15 protein-coding genes and 1 pseudogene are annotated in these 17,871 nt (G+C 73.9%); 6 read left to right on the plus strand and 10 right to left on the minus strand.

Annotation, left to right across the window (positions count from 1 at the left end):
- Nucleotides 1–270 precede the first annotated feature (270 nt).
- From GCU69_RS34800 to GCU69_RS21095, 3 genes and pseudogenes are all read right to left on the minus strand, one after another.
- Nucleotides 271–1,176, minus strand: a pseudogene (locus GCU69_RS34800) (sensor histidine kinase); the annotation flags it as partial.
- Nucleotides 1,177–1,890: 714 nt separating this feature from the next.
- Nucleotides 1,891–2,619 (minus strand): ABC transporter permease, encoded by a 729-nt coding sequence (locus GCU69_RS21090; protein ID WP_156206892.1) that lies wholly within the window; start codon nt 2,617–2,619, stop codon nt 1,891–1,893.
- Between the two features lie 367 nt (nt 2,620–2,986).
- Nucleotides 2,987–4,201, minus strand: coding sequence for an ATP-binding cassette domain-containing protein (locus tag GCU69_RS21095; RefSeq protein WP_156206893.1), 1,215 nt, complete (start codon nt 4,199–4,201; stop codon nt 2,987–2,989).
- A 148-nt stretch (nt 4,202–4,349) separates the two neighbouring features.
- On the opposite strand from GCU69_RS21095, the gene GCU69_RS21100 reads away from it, so the two are divergent.
- Complete coding sequence (locus GCU69_RS21100) at nt 4,350–5,147, plus strand: TetR/AcrR family transcriptional regulator (protein ID WP_098753093.1); 798 nt, start codon at nt 4,350–4,352, stop codon at nt 5,145–5,147.
- A 66-nt stretch (nt 5,148–5,213) separates the two neighbouring features.
- On the opposite strand, the gene GCU69_RS21105 is transcribed toward GCU69_RS21100, so the two are convergent.
- From GCU69_RS21105 to GCU69_RS21125, 5 genes are all read right to left on the minus strand, one after another.
- A complete protein-coding gene (locus GCU69_RS21105) occupies nt 5,214–6,128 on the minus strand; it encodes an RpnC/YadD family protein (RefSeq protein WP_156206894.1) in 915 nt (304 codons plus the stop codon).
- Between the two features lie 251 nt (nt 6,129–6,379).
- Nucleotides 6,380–7,255, minus strand: coding sequence for a GNAT family N-acetyltransferase (locus GCU69_RS21110; protein ID WP_170315897.1), 876 nt, complete (start codon nt 7,253–7,255; stop codon nt 6,380–6,382).
- Entirely contained in the window at nt 7,252–8,238 is a 987-nt protein-coding gene (locus GCU69_RS21115) for a Vgb family protein (protein WP_235978606.1), read from the minus strand. Before GCU69_RS21115 ends, GCU69_RS21110 begins: the two co-directional genes overlap by 4 nt.
- A gap of 483 nt (nt 8,239–8,721) precedes the next feature.
- On the minus strand, nt 8,722–10,494 hold the full coding sequence (locus GCU69_RS21120) for an ABC-F family ATP-binding cassette domain-containing protein (protein WP_156206895.1): 1,773 nt from the start codon (nt 10,492–10,494) through the stop codon (nt 8,722–8,724).
- Nucleotides 10,495–10,827: 333 nt separating this feature from the next.
- Nucleotides 10,828–11,412: a TetR family transcriptional regulator gene (locus GCU69_RS21125; RefSeq protein WP_098753096.1), complete on the minus strand. Its 585-nt coding sequence runs from the start codon at nt 11,410–11,412 to the stop codon at nt 10,828–10,830.
- A 165-nt stretch (nt 11,413–11,577) separates the two neighbouring features.
- Here GCU69_RS21125 and GCU69_RS21130 point away from each other — a divergent pair, with 165 nt between their 5' ends.
- A complete protein-coding gene (locus tag GCU69_RS21130; RefSeq protein WP_156206896.1) occupies nt 11,578–12,129 on the plus strand; it encodes a GNAT family N-acetyltransferase in 552 nt (183 codons plus the stop codon).
- Between the two features lie 323 nt (nt 12,130–12,452).
- Nucleotides 12,453–13,043 (plus strand): carboxymuconolactone decarboxylase family protein, encoded by a 591-nt coding sequence (locus tag GCU69_RS21135; RefSeq protein ID WP_156206897.1) that lies wholly within the window; start codon nt 12,453–12,455, stop codon nt 13,041–13,043.
- A gap of 103 nt (nt 13,044–13,146) precedes the next feature.
- Here the strand turns inward: GCU69_RS21135 and GCU69_RS21140 are convergent, their stop codons facing one another.
- A complete protein-coding gene (locus GCU69_RS21140; protein ID WP_098753099.1) occupies nt 13,147–13,671 on the minus strand; it encodes an AAA family ATPase in 525 nt (174 codons plus the stop codon).
- Nucleotides 13,672–13,934: 263 nt separating this feature from the next.
- On the opposite strand from GCU69_RS21140, the gene GCU69_RS21145 reads away from it, so the two are divergent.
- The 3 genes from GCU69_RS21145 (at nt 13,935) to GCU69_RS21155 (ending at nt 15,753) form a co-directional block, all read left to right on the plus strand.
- Nucleotides 13,935–14,471 (plus strand): helix-turn-helix domain-containing protein, encoded by a 537-nt coding sequence (locus GCU69_RS21145; protein WP_098753100.1) that lies wholly within the window; start codon nt 13,935–13,937, stop codon nt 14,469–14,471.
- 22 nt (nt 14,472–14,493) lie between these two features.
- Nucleotides 14,494–15,114, plus strand: coding sequence for a hypothetical protein (locus tag GCU69_RS21150; RefSeq protein WP_098753101.1), 621 nt, complete (start codon nt 14,494–14,496; stop codon nt 15,112–15,114).
- A gap of 294 nt (nt 15,115–15,408) precedes the next feature.
- Nucleotides 15,409–15,753, plus strand: coding sequence for a DUF2516 family protein (locus GCU69_RS21155; protein ID WP_098753104.1), 345 nt, complete (start codon nt 15,409–15,411; stop codon nt 15,751–15,753).
- Nucleotides 15,754–16,195: 442 nt separating this feature from the next.
- Here the strand turns inward: GCU69_RS21155 and GCU69_RS21160 are convergent, their stop codons facing one another.
- A complete protein-coding gene (locus GCU69_RS21160; protein WP_098753105.1) occupies nt 16,196–17,572 on the minus strand; it encodes a PP2C family protein-serine/threonine phosphatase in 1,377 nt (458 codons plus the stop codon).
- Nucleotides 17,573–17,871 lie beyond the last annotated feature (299 nt).

Consider the following 17,871-nt stretch of genomic DNA (forward strand, 5'->3'; position numbering starts at 1 on the left):
GTCGGGGTCGGAGTCGGAATCGGATCCGGCGTTTTCGGGGACGGAGGTAGGAGCGGGGACGGGGGTAGGAGCGGGGACGGGGGTAGGAGCGGGGCCGGGGTGAGGGGCGAGGCCGGGGCTGGGGCAAGAGCCGGTCGGGGGAACACCGGGCACGCCCTCGACCCGGGTACGGATCTCCAGGCCGCCCGCCCGGGCCCGTTCGACCAGTTCCGGGAGCCGGTCGAGCCCCACGCCCGCCGGTGTCGTCGGTGCCGCCTCGTCGACCTGCCGCAGCAGTCCCAGCGTCGCGCGCAACTCGCGCAGGGCGTCCTTGCTGGTGGCCTTCACCGCTTCGAGCGCCCGTTCCGCCGGTTCGAGCTGCGCCGGGTCGCCCGGACGCTTGGTCAGCCGGTGCAGGGCGGCGCTGGACTGGACGTTGATCAGGGAGATGCTGTGCCCGAGCACGTCGTGCAACTCCCGCGCGATCCGCAGCCGCTCCTCGGTGGCGCCCTGCACGGCTCGCGCCTCCTGTTCCCGTTCGGCGGCAAGCGCCCGCTGCTCCGCCTCGTGCAGATACGCGTTCCGGGTGAGCTGGGCGCGGCCGATGGCGAGCACGCTGAGCAGCCAGCCGCCGAGCATGAACAACGACGCGTCGTCGACCTGCCGGTCGTCGGGGTCCTGGAGGGTCTCGCCGTAGGCGACGGCCACCATGGTGAACACGGACAGCGCCACGGCCGCGCCGAAGCGGTCCGCGACGATCGCGCTGTAGAGCGCCACCACGAATACGATCATGAGCGGGCCGTCGTACTCGCTGACCGGGTAGTACACCGCGCAGACGGCGAGCGTCACGGCCGCCACCGTCACCGGCCGCGTCCGGCGCCAGTACAACGCCGCACAGCCGACCACGACCAGCAGCCAGCCCGCCAGGGTCTGCTCCGGCGTCTCCGCCTTCCCCCGCATGCTCAGGGCCGTGCCGACGGCCACGACGAAGGCGATGCCGAGTGCCGTCGCCGCGTCCGTGAACCGCTCGGGACCCTCCGCACGGCCCTCGTCCCCGCGCCCCGCCGGACCGGCCGGCCCCGGACCGGCGCCGTTCCGGAGCGAGCCGGATTCGGGCCGGCGCGGCCGGCCGGGTCCGAGGAGCCGCCGCAACCGTTCCTCCAGGCGACGGAGCGGGGTACGCGGAGGAGTTGCCATGCCCGCAGGATAGGCGGCGGCCACCGGGCCGACCCGCCGTACGGAACGGGCCCCCGAAACCGCACCCGACGGTCCCGCGGCGGGCCGTGCAGCGCGCACCGACGGGCGCGGGCGGCACCGGACGCGGGCGGCACCGGCGGCACCGCCGCGGAGACTTCCGTACTCCGGAATGCCCCGCTCCGGAATCCCGTGCGCAAGAGAGCCCCGTCGCAGCGGCCGTACACCGGAATGCCTCGCGCAGAGGCCCGTACGCGGACGTGCCGCACGTCGGAACCGCGTGCGCCGACGACCCCGTGCGCGAGACCTCGTACGCCGGAACGCCTGCGCAGAAGCCCGTACGCGAACGTGCCGCACGTCGGAACCGCATGCGCCGACGACCCCGTGCGCGAGACCTCGTACGCCGGAACGCCTGCGCAGAAGCCCGTACGCGAACGTGCCGCACGTCGGAACCGCATGCGCCTGCCGTGCGTCGAGCCCCGCGCACCGGCGGTGCCGTGCCGGAGACCCGAGGTGCGGCCGCCCCGCACCGTCCCGCCTGCCCGTGCTGTCCCCTGCACAGCACGGGTGTGCGGGCCGCGCCGCGCCCGCACGTCGTGGGCGCGGAGCGGCACCTCCCGGCACGGCGCGGCCGACACGGCACGGCACGGAACACGGAGCGGCGCGGAACGGTCGGCACGGAACAGCGCGGAGCCCCCGGCGCGGCGCGGCGCGCGGTCAGCCTCCGGTGCGGTGCCGGAACAAGATGCCGGACAGGACGACCGACACCGCCGTGATCCCGGCACACCAGGCGACCGCCGTCCACGGGGCGTTGTCCACCGGCTGGTCCAGGAGCAGTCCCCGCAACGCCTCGATGACGGGCGTGACCGGCTGGTGCTCGGCGAAGCCGTGCAGCCAGGACGGCATCGTCTCGATCGGCACGAAGGCGCTGCTGGGATACGGCAGGAACAGCACCAGGAAGGTGAACCCGCCCGCCGCCTCCGGGGACTTGGCGAGCAGTCCGACCGCCGCGCCCAGCCACGAGAAGGCCATCACGAAGGCGAGCAGCACACCGACCGCCGCGAGCCAGGCGCCGAGGCCCGCCTCCGGCCGGAAGCCGATCAGGAAGGCCACGCCGAGCACGAGCACGGTCGAGACGGTGTTGCGCGCCGCGCTGGCGGCGACGTGGCCGGTGAGCATCGCCGTGCCGCCGACGTCGAGGGTGCGGAAGCGGTCGATGATGCCGCCGCTCATGTCGTACGAGACGCTGACGGCCGTCGACGAGGAGCCGTAACCCGCGCACAGGACGAGGACACCGGGGACGACGTACGTCACGTAGCTGGTGCCGGTGTCGATGGCCCCGCCGAAGAAGTAGACGAAGACCAGCATCAGCATGACGGGCAGCAGCAGCGCGGTGAGCAGCGCGTCGATGTTGCGGCTGCTCAGCCGGAGCGCGCGGGCCGTCATGGCACCGGCACCGCCGAGCGGGACGCCCGCGGTGCGCCCGGCGTGCCGGGGCGGGTGGGAGCGGCCGGGACCGTGCGGAGTACGGGCGGCGGTCGCGCCCCCGGTGGCCGGATCCGAGAACGCGGCGGCCGGATCCGTGACCGCCGTGGCGGCAGCGGCCCCGCCCGGGTGCGGCGTCCCGGCCCGCACCTCGCTCGGGTGCGGGGCGGGGTGCGGGGCCGGGCTCGCGGTCGGGCTCGCGGTCGGGGTCGGGAACGGGAACGGGGCGGGGGCCGGGGCCGGGGCCTGGCTCGCGGTCCGGGACGGAGCCGGGGACGGAGCCGGAGTCCCGTCCCCGTTCCGGTTCCGGTTGGGGGCCGTGGTCGGGTCAGACATCGGCGGTCTCCTTCGCTGTGCTCCCGGTGGTTCCGGCGGTTCCGGTGGTTCCGGTGGTTCCGGCGCCCGCGGCGGCGCCGTCGATCCGACCGGCCGTGCCGATCGGGTGGGTGGTGCCGGCCGTGCCGGTGGGGTCGGTCCGGCCGGTGAGGGCCAGGAACACGTCGTCGAGCGTGGCGCTGTGCACCGAGAACCGCCGCACCGCCAGCCCCTCCGGATCGATCTCGTCGAGCAGCGCCCTGATGTGGGCGGCGCTCCCGTCCGTGGCGGCACCGGCCGTCAGCCGTGCCGGATCACTGCTGACGACCCGGTCGCCGAGGGCGCGCAGGATCGCGTCGAAGGACGCCGGGTCACCGGCCGTCAGGTCCAGCCGGTGGTCGGCGACCCGGCGCTTGAGTTCGGCGGCGGTGCCCTCGGCGACGATCCGGCCGCTGTCGATGACGGCGATGCGGTCCGCGAGCCGGTCGGCCTCCTCCAGGTACTGCGTGGTGAGGAAGACGGTCACCCCCGACCCGGCCAGCCCGGTGACGACCTCCCACATCGCTTGCCGGCTGCGCGGATCGAGCCCGGTCGTCGGCTCGTCGAGGAAGACGACCTCGGGTCCGCCCACGAGTCCGGCCGCGATGTCGAGGCGGCGGCGCATGCCTCCGGAGTACGTGGCGGTGCGGCGGCGGGCGGCACCGTCGAGGTCGAACCACTCCAGCAGTTCCCGTGCGCGGTCGCGGGCGGCTGAGCGGGTCAGCCCGCTGAGCCGGCCCATCATGCGGAGGTTCTCCTCGCCGGTCTGCTCCTCGTCGAGTGCCGCGTACTGCCCGGTCAGGCTGATGGCGCGGCGGACCTCGCGGCGTTCGGCGACGACGTCGCGGCCCGCGACGTACGCCCTGCCGCCGTCCGGGCGGAGCAGCGTCGACAGGACCCGTACGGTGGTCGTCTTCCCCGCCCCGTTCGGGCCGAGCAGCGCGAACACGCTGCCGCGCGCGACGGCGAGGTCGACACCGGCGAGCACGTTCAGTTCCCCGTAGGACTTGGTGAGGCCGTGCGCCTCGATCGCCGGCCGGTTGCTTTGCGCTGCGTTCTCGACATGCGCGGTGTGCGCGGTGTGCGCGGTGTGCGCGGTGTTCTCGGTGCGCCCCGTCCGGCCGGTGCGCCTTGCTTGTCCGATGGCTCCGGTGGCTCCGGTGGCTCCGGTGGCCCGGTGGTCGGTCATGAGCCCCCGCCCCCTTTCTGCGTATGACATACACATCTTGCGTACACCATACACAGCACTGCGTAGGACGTACACTCAATTGGGTAAGGGTTACGCAGACATAGGATGACCACCGGCCACGGAGCGCGGGGCGGGATCGGCGGAGGCGATGGACAACGACAGCGGTACCGGCCTGCCGGCGAGCCTCGAAGCGGCCTGGGGCCTGCGGGAACGGCCGGGGAGAGGGCCCAGACGGGGCCTCAGCCTGGACCGGATCGTCGCCGCCGCGGTCGAGATCGCGGAAACGGAGGGCCTCGCGGCCGTCTCCATGGGCCGCGTCGCCAAGCAGCTCGGCTCCTCCCCCATGTCCCTGTACCGCTATGTCTCCGCCAAGGACGAGCTACTCCTGCTGATGGTGGACGCCGCCACGGGCCCGCCCCCCGCGCCTCCCGGGCCGGACACCGGCTGGCGGGCCGCGATCACCGCATGGGCACGGGCCCACCGCGAGGTGCTGCTGCGCCGGCACTGGATCCTGCGCATCCCGATCAGCGGCCCGCCGATCACACCGAACACGCTCGCCTGGATGGAACAGGGACTGGCCGCGCTGCGGCACACCTGGCTGCCCCCGGGCGACAAGATGTCCGTGCTGCTGCTGGTCACCGGCTTCGTGCGGAACGAGGCCACGCTGACCACCGACATCCGGGAGGCGACGGCGGGCACCACGGCGGCCTCGGAGGTGCTGCGCTCCTACAGCACCCTGCTGCGCAAGCTCACCGACGCCCGGACCCACCCGCATCTGCACGAGGTCGTCACGGCCGGGGTCTTCGAGGACGAGGACGACGACTACCCGGACTACGACTTCCGGTTCGGCCTGGAGAGACTGCTCGACGGCGTCGAGACACTCGTACGGACCCGCGAACACCTCACGGACGCCCCACCCGCGCAGCCGGGCCCGGCCCCGGCCTGACGACGGGACCGGCCGGGCGCGGGGGACACCGCGCCGGGTCGGCCCCGTGGCGCGGGCAGCCGGATGTCAGCTCTCTTCGAAGATCCCGCCGGCCTCCGAGACGGTGAAGGAGAGATCCAGCCAGCGGCCCAGGGTCTCGAGATCGGCACAGCCGGCGACCCGCTCCCGGACCTCGGGCGGCACGGAGACGCCCCGGTTCTCCAAGACCCGCACGACCAGCCGCGCCCGCTCCTCGGCCTGGCCGACAGCCTGCCCCTCGACCTTGCCCTCGGCCTTGCCTTCCAGGAACTTCTCCTCGACGAGGGTCCCCCGGCCGGGGAAGTAGCTGCCCACAGTCATCAGGTTCCTCCAGATGTCTCGCGCCGGGGTGTTCCCCAGACCGATCTCGAGCATTTCCGAGTAGTAGACGACGGACTCGGGGTCGGCCGTCCCCAGGGCACACGCCAATGCCTCCAGTATGGCGGGAGCCTCGCGGTCGCGGCCATGTGTGATGGCGGAGAACGCCGCCAGCGCCAGATTCCCCGCAGCCTCGTCCGGATCGAGGATGACCGGCACGTTTCCGGGTCCAAGAACCAGCGGATGCACCGACAGCGCGGCCCACCCCTCCGGACCAAGCCGGAAAGGCCCGGCAGCCCAGTCGGCCGTTGCCTTGTCCTGACAGACGACGAGCAACAGCGCCGGGCATTCGTACTTGGCCTTCAGAAAGGACAGGTAGTACGCCCAACTGACGGCCTTGATCCGGTCGCGACGCCCCTGGGCCTCGATGGCCAGGAGGAAGCCGCCACTACCGTCACACGGCTCAACCCGGAGCACGCTGTCCACACGCCGCTCCAGCGGACGGATCTCGGTGGCGTCCGGGGTGAGCACTTCGATGGCCGCGGCCGCGGGGAGCGGCACGCCCAGAATTCGGAACACCGGCGACAGAAGTTCCGGCCGGTCGCCGAAGATCCGGTGCGATGCCTCATGCTGCGAAGTGACCATGATCCGACGTTATGCCTGGTCGTGGTCGTCCATCGGCCATACGCAGGACGTCCATCCGTTCGAGCGAAACCCTGGCATCAGGGTGACGCCCGGCCCCGGGGCACCGCCGCGGGACCGGACGTCGAGGCCTTGCGCCAGGGCCCTTCCCTGGCTTCGGACGGAAACACCGGTTCGGCTCGGGACTCGGTTCGGTTCGGTTGGGGATCCGATTCGGCTACCGGGCCGTCGTCCAGCCCTCCGCCGGCCCGCCCTCAGTCCGCCGTCGTGCGGCTGCGGTGGTGGACGTACGGGGTGGTCGAGCCGAGCGGGGTGAAGCCCAGCCGGCGCAGGATGGGGGTGCTCTGGTCGGACGCGTCGACCTGGAGCAGGCGGTACCCGCGTTCGGCCGCGACCCGGGCGCGAAAAGTGACCAGGGCGCGGTACAGGCCGCGTCCGCGCCACTCCGGCACGGTGCCGCCGCCCCACAGCCCGGCGAAGTCCGTACCCGGGTGAAGCTCCATGCGGGCGGCGCTCACCGGGACGTCACCGGCCAGGGCCACGACCGCGGCGACCGTGTCCGGGGCACCGGACAACTGGCTGAGCAGGCGCTGCCCGATCCGTGAGCGTTCGGTGGCGCCCACCCCGAACGCCTGCTCGTGCACCCGCACCACCAACTCCACGCCCGCCGCGTCCACCACCCGCCGCAAACGGATCTCCGGGGCGGCCGGCGCGCCCGCGACGTCACCGCCCGGCGGGCCTCCCCCGCGCGCGATCACCGCGGTCTCGGCGACCATCAGCGTCTCCGTCGGCTCGGGCCGGAAACCGGCCGCGAGGAGACGTTCGGCGAGATCGCCGGGGCGGTCGTGGGCGTAGAGCTTCCATTCGAACCCGTCGAGGCCGAGGGCGGTGAAGTCGCGGATCTGCTCCGCGACGGCCGCGTCGGCGGTGGCCGGGTCCAGCCGCGACCAGAGGACGGCGTTCCAGTCGTCGGCCGTGCCGATCTGCCGCACGATCCGGGCCGAGCGTTCGATCCGGGCCCGTGGGCTGTCGGCCCGGGCACCGCGCCGCATCTGTTCGTCGTACCGGGCGAGCAGTTCGTCCCGTACGCGCCGCTCCCCGGCGCGGGCCGCTTCCGGGTGTCGCCTCATCGGCGTGCCAGCCGGGCGACGCTGCCGGTTTCCAGGGCGACGTAGAGGGCGCCGTCGGGGCCCGCCGTGAGGCCGTGCGGTTCCGAGGACGGGGTCGGCAGGTCGTACTCCTCGACACGGCCGTCCGGGGTGACGGTGCCGACGCGGTTCGCGCCCCATTCGGTGAACCAGCAGGTCCCGTCCGTGTCGGAGACGATCGCGTGCGGGCGGCAGCCCGGATCCGGGAGCGGGAACTCCGTCACGGCGCCGTCCACCGTGATCCGGCCGATCCGGCCCGCACCGATCTCCGTGAACCAGAGCGCGCCGTCCCCGCCACGGGTGATGCCGACCGGCGCCGCCTGCTCGGTCGGGAGCGGATGGACGGTGACGTCGCCGTCGAGGGTGATCCGGCCGATCGCGTCGGCCTGGTTGAGCGTGAACCACAGCGCCCCGTCGGGACCGCTCGTGACGGCCGACGGAAACGCGCCGCTGACCGGCAGCGGGAACTCCGTGACCTCGCCGTCCGGGGTGATACGCCCGATCCGGTCGGCGTTCAGCTGCGTGAACCACAGCGCTCCGTCGGGTCCGGCCGTGATGCCGTACGGGCCCGAGTCCGGCGTCGGCAGCGGGAACGACGTCGCCTCCCCGGTGACCGTGACGCGGCCGATCCGATGGTCCCCGTAGCGGGTGAACCACAGGGCGCCGTCCGCGCCCGGGGTGATGACGGTCGGACCGCAGGACGGGGCGCCGAGGGAATGACGGTCGAGAGAACGCCCCGTCCCGCCCGGGCCGCCGGGGACGAGCCTGGCGATCTCGCCCGCGTGGACGAGCGTGCACCACAGGGCGCCGTCGGGTCCGGTCGTGACGGCGTACGGTCCCGCGTCGGCACCGGAGACCGGGATCTCCTCGATGCCGGTCTCGGTACCGGTCTCGGTACCGGTCGAGACGGCGGGGCGCGAGGACGCGGGTTCGGTTGCGCGTGCGGGGCGGGGCGCGTTGGGCATGTGGCTCCTTCGGGTGGGTGGTTCCGGCGGTGGTCTGTGGCCAGCGGCCAGTGAGCAGTGAGCAGTGAGCAGGGAAGACGGCAGGCCGCAGGCCGCAGGCCGCAGACCGCAGACCGCAGACCGCAGACCGCAGACCGCAGGCGAACGGTGCGAGCGACTCCCCGGGTACGGGGCGCCGTTCGGGCTGCACGCTGCCGCCGGTCGGGGCCTGCGACCCTGCGGGCCGGTCGCACGGAGGACAGGCGCCGTACGCAGGTCCCGTGCGGCGGCCCCCGTACGACGGACCGTGCTCCCGTGCCAGGCCCCGTGCCCGTACGAGGACCGTTCTCCCGTACGACGACCCGGGCCGGTACGGCCGACCGTCTCCTTGCGACGACCCGCGCCCGCACGACCTACCGTCTCCCGTACGACGACCCGCGCCCGTACAGCGCACCAGCCCATGCGGAAGGCACGGCCCCGTCCGCCCCGTACGAGCCGCCGGCCTCAGCCGTCACTCCCGGCAGGCGCCGGGCGCCCGTCCGGGTCCGGCTGCCCGGCCGGGGCGAGATGCCCGCCCCGCCACCGCCGCCGGAGCCTGCGGTCGTGGCTGACGACGACCAGCGCCCCGTCGAACGTGTCCAGAGCCGCCTCCAACTCCTCGACCAGGTCCGGCGAAAGGTGGTTCGTCGGCTCGTCGAGGAGCAGCACGTCGGCCGGTTCGGTGACCAGCCGGGCCAGGGCGAGGCGCTGCCGCTGACCGGTGGAGAGGCCGCGGACCGGGACGTCGAGCCGTTCGGGCGCGAACAGGCCGAGCGCCAGCAGCCGTTCGACGTGTTCCTCCAGGGTGCCGGGGCGGCCGTGGGCGAAGGCGCCGAGCAGCGTCTGGCCCGGCCGCCCGGGGCCCGGTTCCTGCGGGAGGTGACCGATGCGGCCGCGGCGGGTGACGTGCCCGGCGTCGGGCGCCAGTTCACCGGCGAGCACCCGCAGAAGGGTGCTCTTGCCGGCCCCGTTCGGCCCGGTGACCAGGATCCGTTCGCCCGCTGCGACGGTGAGGTCGGTCGGGGCGAGGCGGCCGTGGACAGCGACACCGACGGCTTCGAGCACGGGCTCATTCGGCTGCGGCGGCCGCCCGGCCGCGCCGTCGCCGCCCGGCTTCTCGGAGGCGCCGTTCCGCTTCTCGGAGGCTCCGTCGGAAGCACCGGTCCGCTTCTCGGAAGCGCCCTCGGAGGCGCCGGTCCGCCCGGCCTCCTCCACGTCCCGCAGCACCGGCCTGAACCGCAGCGGCTCGGGCGGTGGCGGCACCGGTTCGGCGAGGAGGCGCCGCAGCCGTTCCTCGGCGGCACGGACCCGCGCCGCGACCGACTGCTGCACACGGTCGCCCGCGCGTCCGTACGCCATCTTGTTGCGGTCGCGCATGGCCCGCCCCGGGGCGACCCTGCGCGCCGTGGTCCCGATGGCTTCGCGCACCTCCTCGGTCTCCGTCCGCCACCGTTCGTAGGCCTGCGCCCAGCGCCGCCGGGCCAGCGCCTTGCCCTCCAGATAGCCCGGATAGCCGTTGCCGTACCGGACGACGCGGTGCCGGTCGGCGTCGACCTCCAGCAGGCTGGTGGCGGTGCGTTCGAGGAAGACCCGGTCGTGGCTGACGGCGACCGTCGTGCCGCGCCGGGTGCGCAGATGGTTCTCGAGCCAGTCGAGGGCCTCGTCGTCGAGGTGGTTGGTGGGCTCGTCGAGCAGCAGCACCTCGGGGGCGGCGGTGAGGACGGAGGCCAGCCGCAGCCTGACCTGTTCGCCGCCGGACAGGCTGCCGACGGTACGGTCACGCGGCAGCCGGGCCAGTCCGAGGCCGGCCAGGGCGCGTTCGACGCGGGCGTCGGCGTCGTAACCGCCGCGGAGCTCGAAGACGGTCAGCAGTTCGCCGTACTCGGCGAGCGCCGACTCGTCGCCGTCGCTCATCGCGGCCTCGAGGCCGCGCAGCCGTGCCTCGACGGCGCGCAGCTCCCGCAGGGCGTGTTCGACGACGTCCTGGACCGTCAGCCGGGGTGGCAGCCGGCCTTCCTGGGAGAAGTGGCCGACGCCGCCCTCGGCGCGGACGACGATCTCACCGTCGTCGGGCTGCTCGCGGCGGGCGAGCAGCCGCAGCAGGGTGCTCTTCCCGGAACCGTTCTCCCCGACGATGCCGGTGCGCTCGCCCGCGGCGAGCGTGCAGTTGACGGAGTCAAGGACGAGACGGCCCCGGTAGGCCTTGGTGACGGCGCGTGCCGTGATCTGCGTGGACATACGGGAACTCCGAAGCGTGGGATGGCGGGACTGCGGCCGCCCGGGGCCGCGTGGCCGGAGGAACGCTTCGGAAGAACACCGATGACTCCACTCGTCGACGACAGGTCGCCGGAACGCTGACACGTACGAGCGCGCGGGAGCAACCGATTTTCGGCAACCGGGTGACCGGCGCCCGGCCCTCCGGTCCCCGGCCCTCCGGCCCTCCGGTCCCCGGCGGATCCCGGTCGGAAGGGCACCGGCACCCCGGCACCGGCACCCCCGCGCCGGGGCCCCGCGGTGCCCCGGTACGCGCCGCGCCCCGGGCACCCCGGGCGCCGCGGCCGTCCCGGCGTCTCAGCCGTGCAGCAGGGCGAGTTGCTGCCGTACGGCGGCGGTCGTCCGGCGCTCGTCGTCGGTGGCCAGGAGGTCGAGCAGCGCACCGCGGAGCACCGCCAGCGCCAGCGTGCGGCGGGTGGCGCCGTCCTCGCCGTCCCTCTCCGGCGGCGGCTGGCAGTCGGCCAGCGCCCCGAGCCAGTCGTCCACCGTCGCGCGGGCGAAGCCGGCCCACGCGCCGCCGGGCTCGACGAGGGAACGGGCGTACGCCTCCGCCCACAGCCGCAGCAGCGGGCGGTGTTCCTCGACGGCGAGCCACGCCCAGATCCGCTCGACGGCCGGGGCCAGGCCGACGGGCGCTCCCCGGCCCGCTCGCCGGAGGCCGTCCAGGATCGCCAGCTCGTCGGTACGGGCACGCGCCAGCAGCGCCCGCACCAGGCCGTCCTTGTTGCCGAACAGGAACATCAGCACGCGAGGGCTGGAGCCGATGGCCGCGGCGAGCGGGCGCAGCGACAGGTCGGCCAGGCCGTGGGCGAGCGCGTACCGGTAGGCCGCCTCCAGCAGCTCCGTCCGGCGCGCCGACGCGGTTGTCGCTTCCCCAGGCATGGGGCTAGCCTAGCGTTACTGAAACAGTCGTGTCAGTCGCCGGGCGGGACGGACTCCCGGCCGAGGGGGCGAGCGGCCCGGCACGCACCGGGCGTACACGACCGGGGCCGGCCGCGGCGGTCTTCCGGCGCGCACCCGGTCCCGGCGAGGAGTCGGGGAGATCTCATGTCGCAGCAGGATCACCGGCCGCACACCGCCGTGCGCCGCGCCGACCGCCCCGGCGACCTGGGCTGGGTGGTCATGGCCCACGGCGAGGTCTACGACCGGCAGTACGGCTGGAACACCGAATTCGAGACCCTGGTGGCCGAGATCGTCGCCGACTACGCCACTCGGCACGACCCGGCGGCGGAGGCGGCCTGGATCGCCGAGGCCGACGGCAGCCGCGCGGGCTGCGTCTTCCTCGTCGCCGGCGACGAACCGGGGGTGGCCAAGCTGCGCATCCTGCTCGTCACCCCGGACGCCAGGGGTCTCGGCCTCGGCACCCGGCTGGTCGGGGAATGCCTGGCCTTCGCCCGCGAGGCCGGCTACCGGCGGGTGACGCTGTGGACCAACGACGTACTGGTGTCCGCGCGCCGCATCTACCAGGGCTTCGGCTTCACCCTCACCGACGAGGAGTCCCACCGCAGCTTCGGGCACGACCTCGTCGGCCAGAACTGGACCCTCGACCTGTACGGCGACCCGCCCGGAGAGCGCCGGGACCGGGACGACCGCCCGTGATCACTCCCGGCCGCCCCCGCTCCCGCTGCCGTGCGCGTACGGCCCCGCAGCCGCAGCCGCAGTCGCAGTCGCAGTCGCAACCCCACTGATGCGCGCCCGCCCGCGCCCGTAGCACGTCCGCAGCCGCACGCCCCCGCAGTCGCAGCCGCAGCCGTACGCACACGCGATCGTCACCACAGCGACGCGCGGTCGTCCTGCCCCCGGCGTCCCGGCCGACCCCGCCGACGCGGATTCCGGTCCGCCTGTCAGAGAAACGGCCCGCCTGTCACAGAACGGCCCCCGCCGGTGTCTCCATGCCGAGAGCAGTACGACGAGGAGGAGACATGACCGACGACACCCGGGTGCCCAAGGCCGAGATCACCGGCCTCTACGGCGCCGTACTGAAGAAGGCCACCAAGAAGATGCTCGGCGAAGTTCCCGAGCCCCTCGGGGTGATGTGGCACAACCGTCCGGTGCTTCGGGCGAGCATGACCCTCGGCCGGAAGGCCAACAAGTGGAACAAGTGCGACCGGAATCTGAAGTCCTACGCCCACATGGCCGTGGCGTCCCTGGTCGGCTGCGCGTTCTGCCTCGACCTGGGGTACTTCCAGACGCGCAACGAGGGGCTCGACGAGGCCAAGGCGCGGGAGGTCCCGCGCTGGCGGGAGTCGGACGTGTTCACGCCGCTGGAGCGCGACGTGCTGGAGTACGCCGAGGCGATGTCGCAGACACCGCCGACCGTCACCGACGAGCTTTCCGCACGGCTGCTGAAACAGCTCGGGGCGCCCGCGATGATCGAGCTCACCTCGTGGATCGCGATGGCGAACCAGGCGACGCGCACGAACGCCGCCCTCGGCATCGAGGCACAGGGGTTCGCGGCGGCGTGCGGCCTGCCGCCGCTGGCGCAGCGGAGCGGGGCGACGTCCCGGGCATGACCGGCGATCCCCTCCAACCGGCCGGGAACGTGCCGTTCGCCGACCGTGCCGGAGGCCGGGGCCGGATTCACGGCCCGCGTCAACCGGCCGCGGCGGGCGGGCGTCAGCCCTTGACGGCCTCCGCGATCCGCAGGGCGGCCTCGGCGGGTGTGAGGTGCGTGGTGTCGACGACCTCGGCCTCGCCGTGCAGCCAGGTGCGGGCCGCCTCGGCGTAGGGCTCGAGGTACTGGAGCCGGAACGGGGAGTCCGGGCCGAGAACGGTGTCGCCCGCGATCCGCGCGCGGAGGGTGTCCTGATCGGCGTGGAGTACGAAATGCCGTACGGGAATGCCGTGCCGACCGAGGCCCTCGCTGATTTCCCGCCAGTACCGCTCGACCAGGACGGTCATGGGCACCACCAGAACGCCGCCGGTGTAGTCGAGCACGCGGCGGGCGGTCTCGACCACGAGCGGCCGCCACGGCGGCCAGTGTTGGAAGTTGTCCGTCGCGGGCAGCCCCGGCTTGATGTCCATGAGCGTCTCGCCGACCTTCTCGGCGTCGAACACCCGTGAGTCGGGGATCAGCTGCTGCACGAGCGCACTGGTCGTCGTCTTGCCCGCGCCGTGGGTGCCGTTGAGCCATACGATCACGGGCCAACGCTAGCGCCACGCGGGCCGCGGCGACGGACGCAGCGGAAAACCGGTACGGCTGCGGCGTTCCGCGGGGCGGAGCGGGCCGCGGGGGCCAGGTGGCGGACGGCCGGCCGTGTGGGGCCGTCGGGCGTCCGGCGCCGGGGGCGGCGCTCGCCCCGGAGAGGGGCGCGGACGCGTCCGACGCCCGCCCGGAGTGTGATGGAGCACTTTTGCAAGCGTGTTGCTTGCAAAAGTTAGCAAGGGTGCGGCAGCATGCAGGCATGGCTTCACTCAAGGTCGGCAATCTCGGCGAGTTCCTGCGGGAGCAGCGGCGCAGCGCGCAGCTGTCACTGCGGCAGCTCGCCGATGCCGCCGGGGTGTCGAATCCGTATCTCAGCCAGATCGAGCGCGGCCTGCGGAAGCCCAGCGCGGACATCCTCCAGCAGCTCGCGAAGGCGCTGCGGATCTCCGCCGAGACGCTGTACGTGCAGGCCGGGATCCTCGACGAGAAGGACCGGGACGAGCTCGAGGTCAAGAGCGCGATCCTGACCGATCCGACGATCAGCGAGCGCCAGAAGCAGGTGCTGCTGCAGATCTACGAGTCCTTCCGCAAGGAGAACGCCCTCGCGGCCCAGGAGGCCGGCGAGGCCGCCAAAGCCGACCCGGCCAACGCGGCCGATGCGGCTGACCCGGCCAATGCGGCCAACGCGGCCGATGCGGCCGGGGACCACGGAACAAGCGACACCCTCGCCGGGACTGACCCGTCGGCCGATACGTCGGCGGACGACGGCAGCGGCGAAGCCAAGCCGTCCAGCTAAACGATCCGGGAGGACCGTCGTCATGGCCACCACCGACGAACTGCGCAAGACCCTGACCGACCCGACCCCCCTCTACGCGGCCGTCGGCACCGCCGACCTCGCGGCCGAGAAGCTGCGGGAGGTGCCCGCTCTGATCGAGAAGCTGCGCGCGGAGGCTCCGGAGCGGTTCGAGGCCGTCCGTGCGACCGACCCGAAGGCCGTGCAGGAACGGGTGGCGCAGCAGGCCCGGGAGGCGCAGAGCACCGTTCAGACCAAGCTGACCGAGGTTCTGGGCACCCTGGACACCGACATCAAGAAGCTGCGCGAGACCGCGCAGACGCTGGCGCTGCAGGGCGTCGGCCGCGCCGCCGAGTACGCGGTGCGCGCCCGGGAGACGTACGACGAGCTGGCCGAGCGCGGCCGGGGCACCGTACAGACCTGGCGCGGCGAGGTCGCCGACGAGGTGCAGGAGATCGCCGTCGCCGTCGAGCCCGGGACGAAGCCGGAGCCGGCGCCCGAGGTGAAGGCCGCCGCCGAGGCCGTCGCCCCGAAGGCCGCCGAGCAGCCGGCCGCGAAGCCGGCCGCCGCCAAGCCCGCCGCGGCGAAGAAGCCCGCGGCCCGCAAGGCCCCGGCGAAGAAGCAGGCGCCGAAGTCCGCGGAGTGATCCCGCGGCCGGTGCGGGGCCGGTGACCTCGCGGCGGCAGGCCTCGCGACCGGAGCAGTGGCTCCGCGGGCGGCCGCACGGGCGGTGGGACGCGGCCCGTGGGCGCGCCCACGGTCCGCTGATCACCGTCCGTTGATCACCGTCCGTTGATCACCGGCAGCACAACGGGCCGGGCACATCTGGAGTGCCCGGCCCGTTGTACGGGTACGGTGGCGGGCGCGGCGTGACGGCCACGAGCGGTGACAGGGCATCGCGGCAGGACGCAGGGAACCGACGATTCAGGTGGTGGACGGCGTGTTGGTACAGGGCTTCTACTCGGTGCTGGGGATCATTTCCCTCGCCCTCGGCGCGTTCAGCCTGTTCGCGTTCATCGACTCGGCGATCCGCAGCGAGGACGCCTACCGGGCGGCGAACAAGCAGACCAAGCCGTTCTGGCTGATCATCCTGGGGCTCGCGGTCCTGGTGAACTTCCTCTTCGGCATCATGTCGATCCTGCCGATCATCGGCCTGATCGCCACCATCGTGTACGTCGTCGACGTACGGCCCGCGGTCAAGCAGATCTCCGGTGGCGGTCGCGGCGGCGGACGCCGGGGCAGCAGCTCGGACGGCCCGTACGGCCCGTACAACGGCGGCCGCTGAACCGCCGGCCCGCCCGGCCCGTCCCTCCGGCCCGCCCGGCCCGTCCCTCCGGCCCGCCCCTCCGACCTGTCCGCCCGGCCCGTCCGGCCGGCTCGCAGCCGCGCGGGCAGAGGCAGCCCGACCGGTGCGGCCGCACGACCGGAGACCGCCGGTCCGCCGGCAGCCGCCCGCCCGGAGACCGCCCGGCCGGGCCGGAGCCACGCCCCCGAGGCGCTCCCGTCGCGGGCCGTCCGGCAGGCCCGCAAGCCGCCCGGCCACCCCGGGCCGCGGGCATCCCCCGCTCCGCTCCCGGCCGTCCCGTCCGTCCGTCCCGTCCGTCCGCCCCGGCAGGACGCCCCGCCCAGCAGCCCTCCGCCCGTAGTCGATCCCGCCCAGCAGCCCCCGCCCGCAGTCGGCCCGCCCGGCGGGCGCTCGCCGGCAGACCACCCGCCCGGCAGGGCGCTCAGCGCCGCCCGCGGTCCAGCAGCAGGACGGCGACGTCGTCCGTCAGCTCGCCGCCGTTCAGCGCCCGCACCTCGGCGATCGCCGCGTCCAGCAGCTCCTCGCCGCGCAGCCCCTGCTCCCGCAGCCGGGCGATCATCTCCACCATGCCGTCCTGGCCGAGCCGCTGCGTGCCTCCGCCGACATGGCCCTCGATGAGCCCGTCGGTGTACATCATCAGGCTCCAGGCACCGCCCAGCTCCACCTGTCGGCGCGGCCAGCGGGCGTTCGGCAGCACCCCCAGCGCCGGGCCGCAGTCCTCGAAGGGCAGCAGCCGCGGCAGCTGCGCCTCGCGCACCACCAGCGGCGCCGGGTGCCCCGCGAGGCACAGGCCCGCGCGGCGCCCGTCGGGGGCGATGTCGACGGTGCACAGCGTCGCGAAGATCTCGTCGTTCGGCCGCTCGTTCTCCAGCACCTTCTGCAGCGTGCACAGCAGCTGGTCGCCGCAGAGCCCCGCGAAGGTCAGCGAGCGCCAGGCGATGCGGAGCAGCACACCGAGCGCCGCCTCGTCCGGGCCGTGCCCGCAGACGTCGCCGATCATGACGTGCACGGTGCCGTCGGGCGTGCGCACCGTGTCGTAGAAGTCGCCGCCGAGCAGCGCACGGCTGCGGCCGGGGCGGTAGCGGGCGGCGAAGCGCAGCGGGGAGCCCTCCAGCAGCGGCTTCGGCAGCAGGCCGCGTTCGAGCCGGGAGTTCTCCTGGCCGCGCAGCCGTGACTCGGTGAGCTGGCGCTGCGCGACGTCGGCGCGCTTGCGTTCGACGGCGTAGCGGATGGCGCGACCCAGTGCGCGGCCATCCAGCTCCTCGCGGAAGAGATAGTCCTGTGCGCCGACGCGCACGGCCTCCGCGCCGCGCTCGGCGTCCGACTCGGCCGTCAGGACGAGTACGGCGTGGCTGGGCGCGAGCCGCAGCACCCGCCGCAGCGTCTCCAGCTCCGCCCCCGCCTGCCGGCCTCCCGGTCCGCCCAGCGCCAGGTCGAGCAGGATGCAGTCGACGTCGGCGCTCAGCAGCCGTTCCGCCTCGGTGAGATTGCGGGCGGTGCGGATCCGTACGGGCTCTCCGACGGCGTCGAGCTGGGCGGGGACCGGGACGACACCGCTCGGTTCGTCCTCGATCACGAGAAGCGTCAGCGTGCCGTTCCCGGTCGGTGCCGGGCCCGGCAGGTCCGGTGCCGCGGCCGGTCCGGGCGTCTCCGACGCGGGGGCCCCGTGCGGCCACGGCCCGTGGTCCGGCACGGTCACGGCGCCGGCCGGGTACTCCGCCGTGGAGTACGGCAGCGGTCCGGCCGGACCGCCTTCCGCAGCCAGGGTCTCCCCCTGACGCTGCGCGGGTACGGGCATTGCTCGGTTCCTTCCCTCCCCCCGAGGGCAAGGCGCCGCCGATCAGCAGGCGCCGAGGCCCGGTACACGCCGAAATGGTCGGATCGCGGGCTGTGCCCGGGCGCATGTCAGGCGATGACGATAGCGGCACGGCCCGGTGGAAAGGAATGCCAACGGGCCGACGGTCGCTGTCATATGCCGCGGGATGCGGACGGTTTGCCCCGACATGAGTTGATCTCTCCGTTGACGCCCGATGACGAACGTCACTACGGAACCAACACTTCCGGCAGCCGGGAGAGTTGGGACCGCCCAGCCCCCGG

The organism is Streptomyces lycii (genome assembly GCF_009735685.1).
Classification (GTDB): Bacteria; Actinomycetota; Actinomycetes; order Streptomycetales; family Streptomycetaceae; genus Streptomyces; species Streptomyces lycii.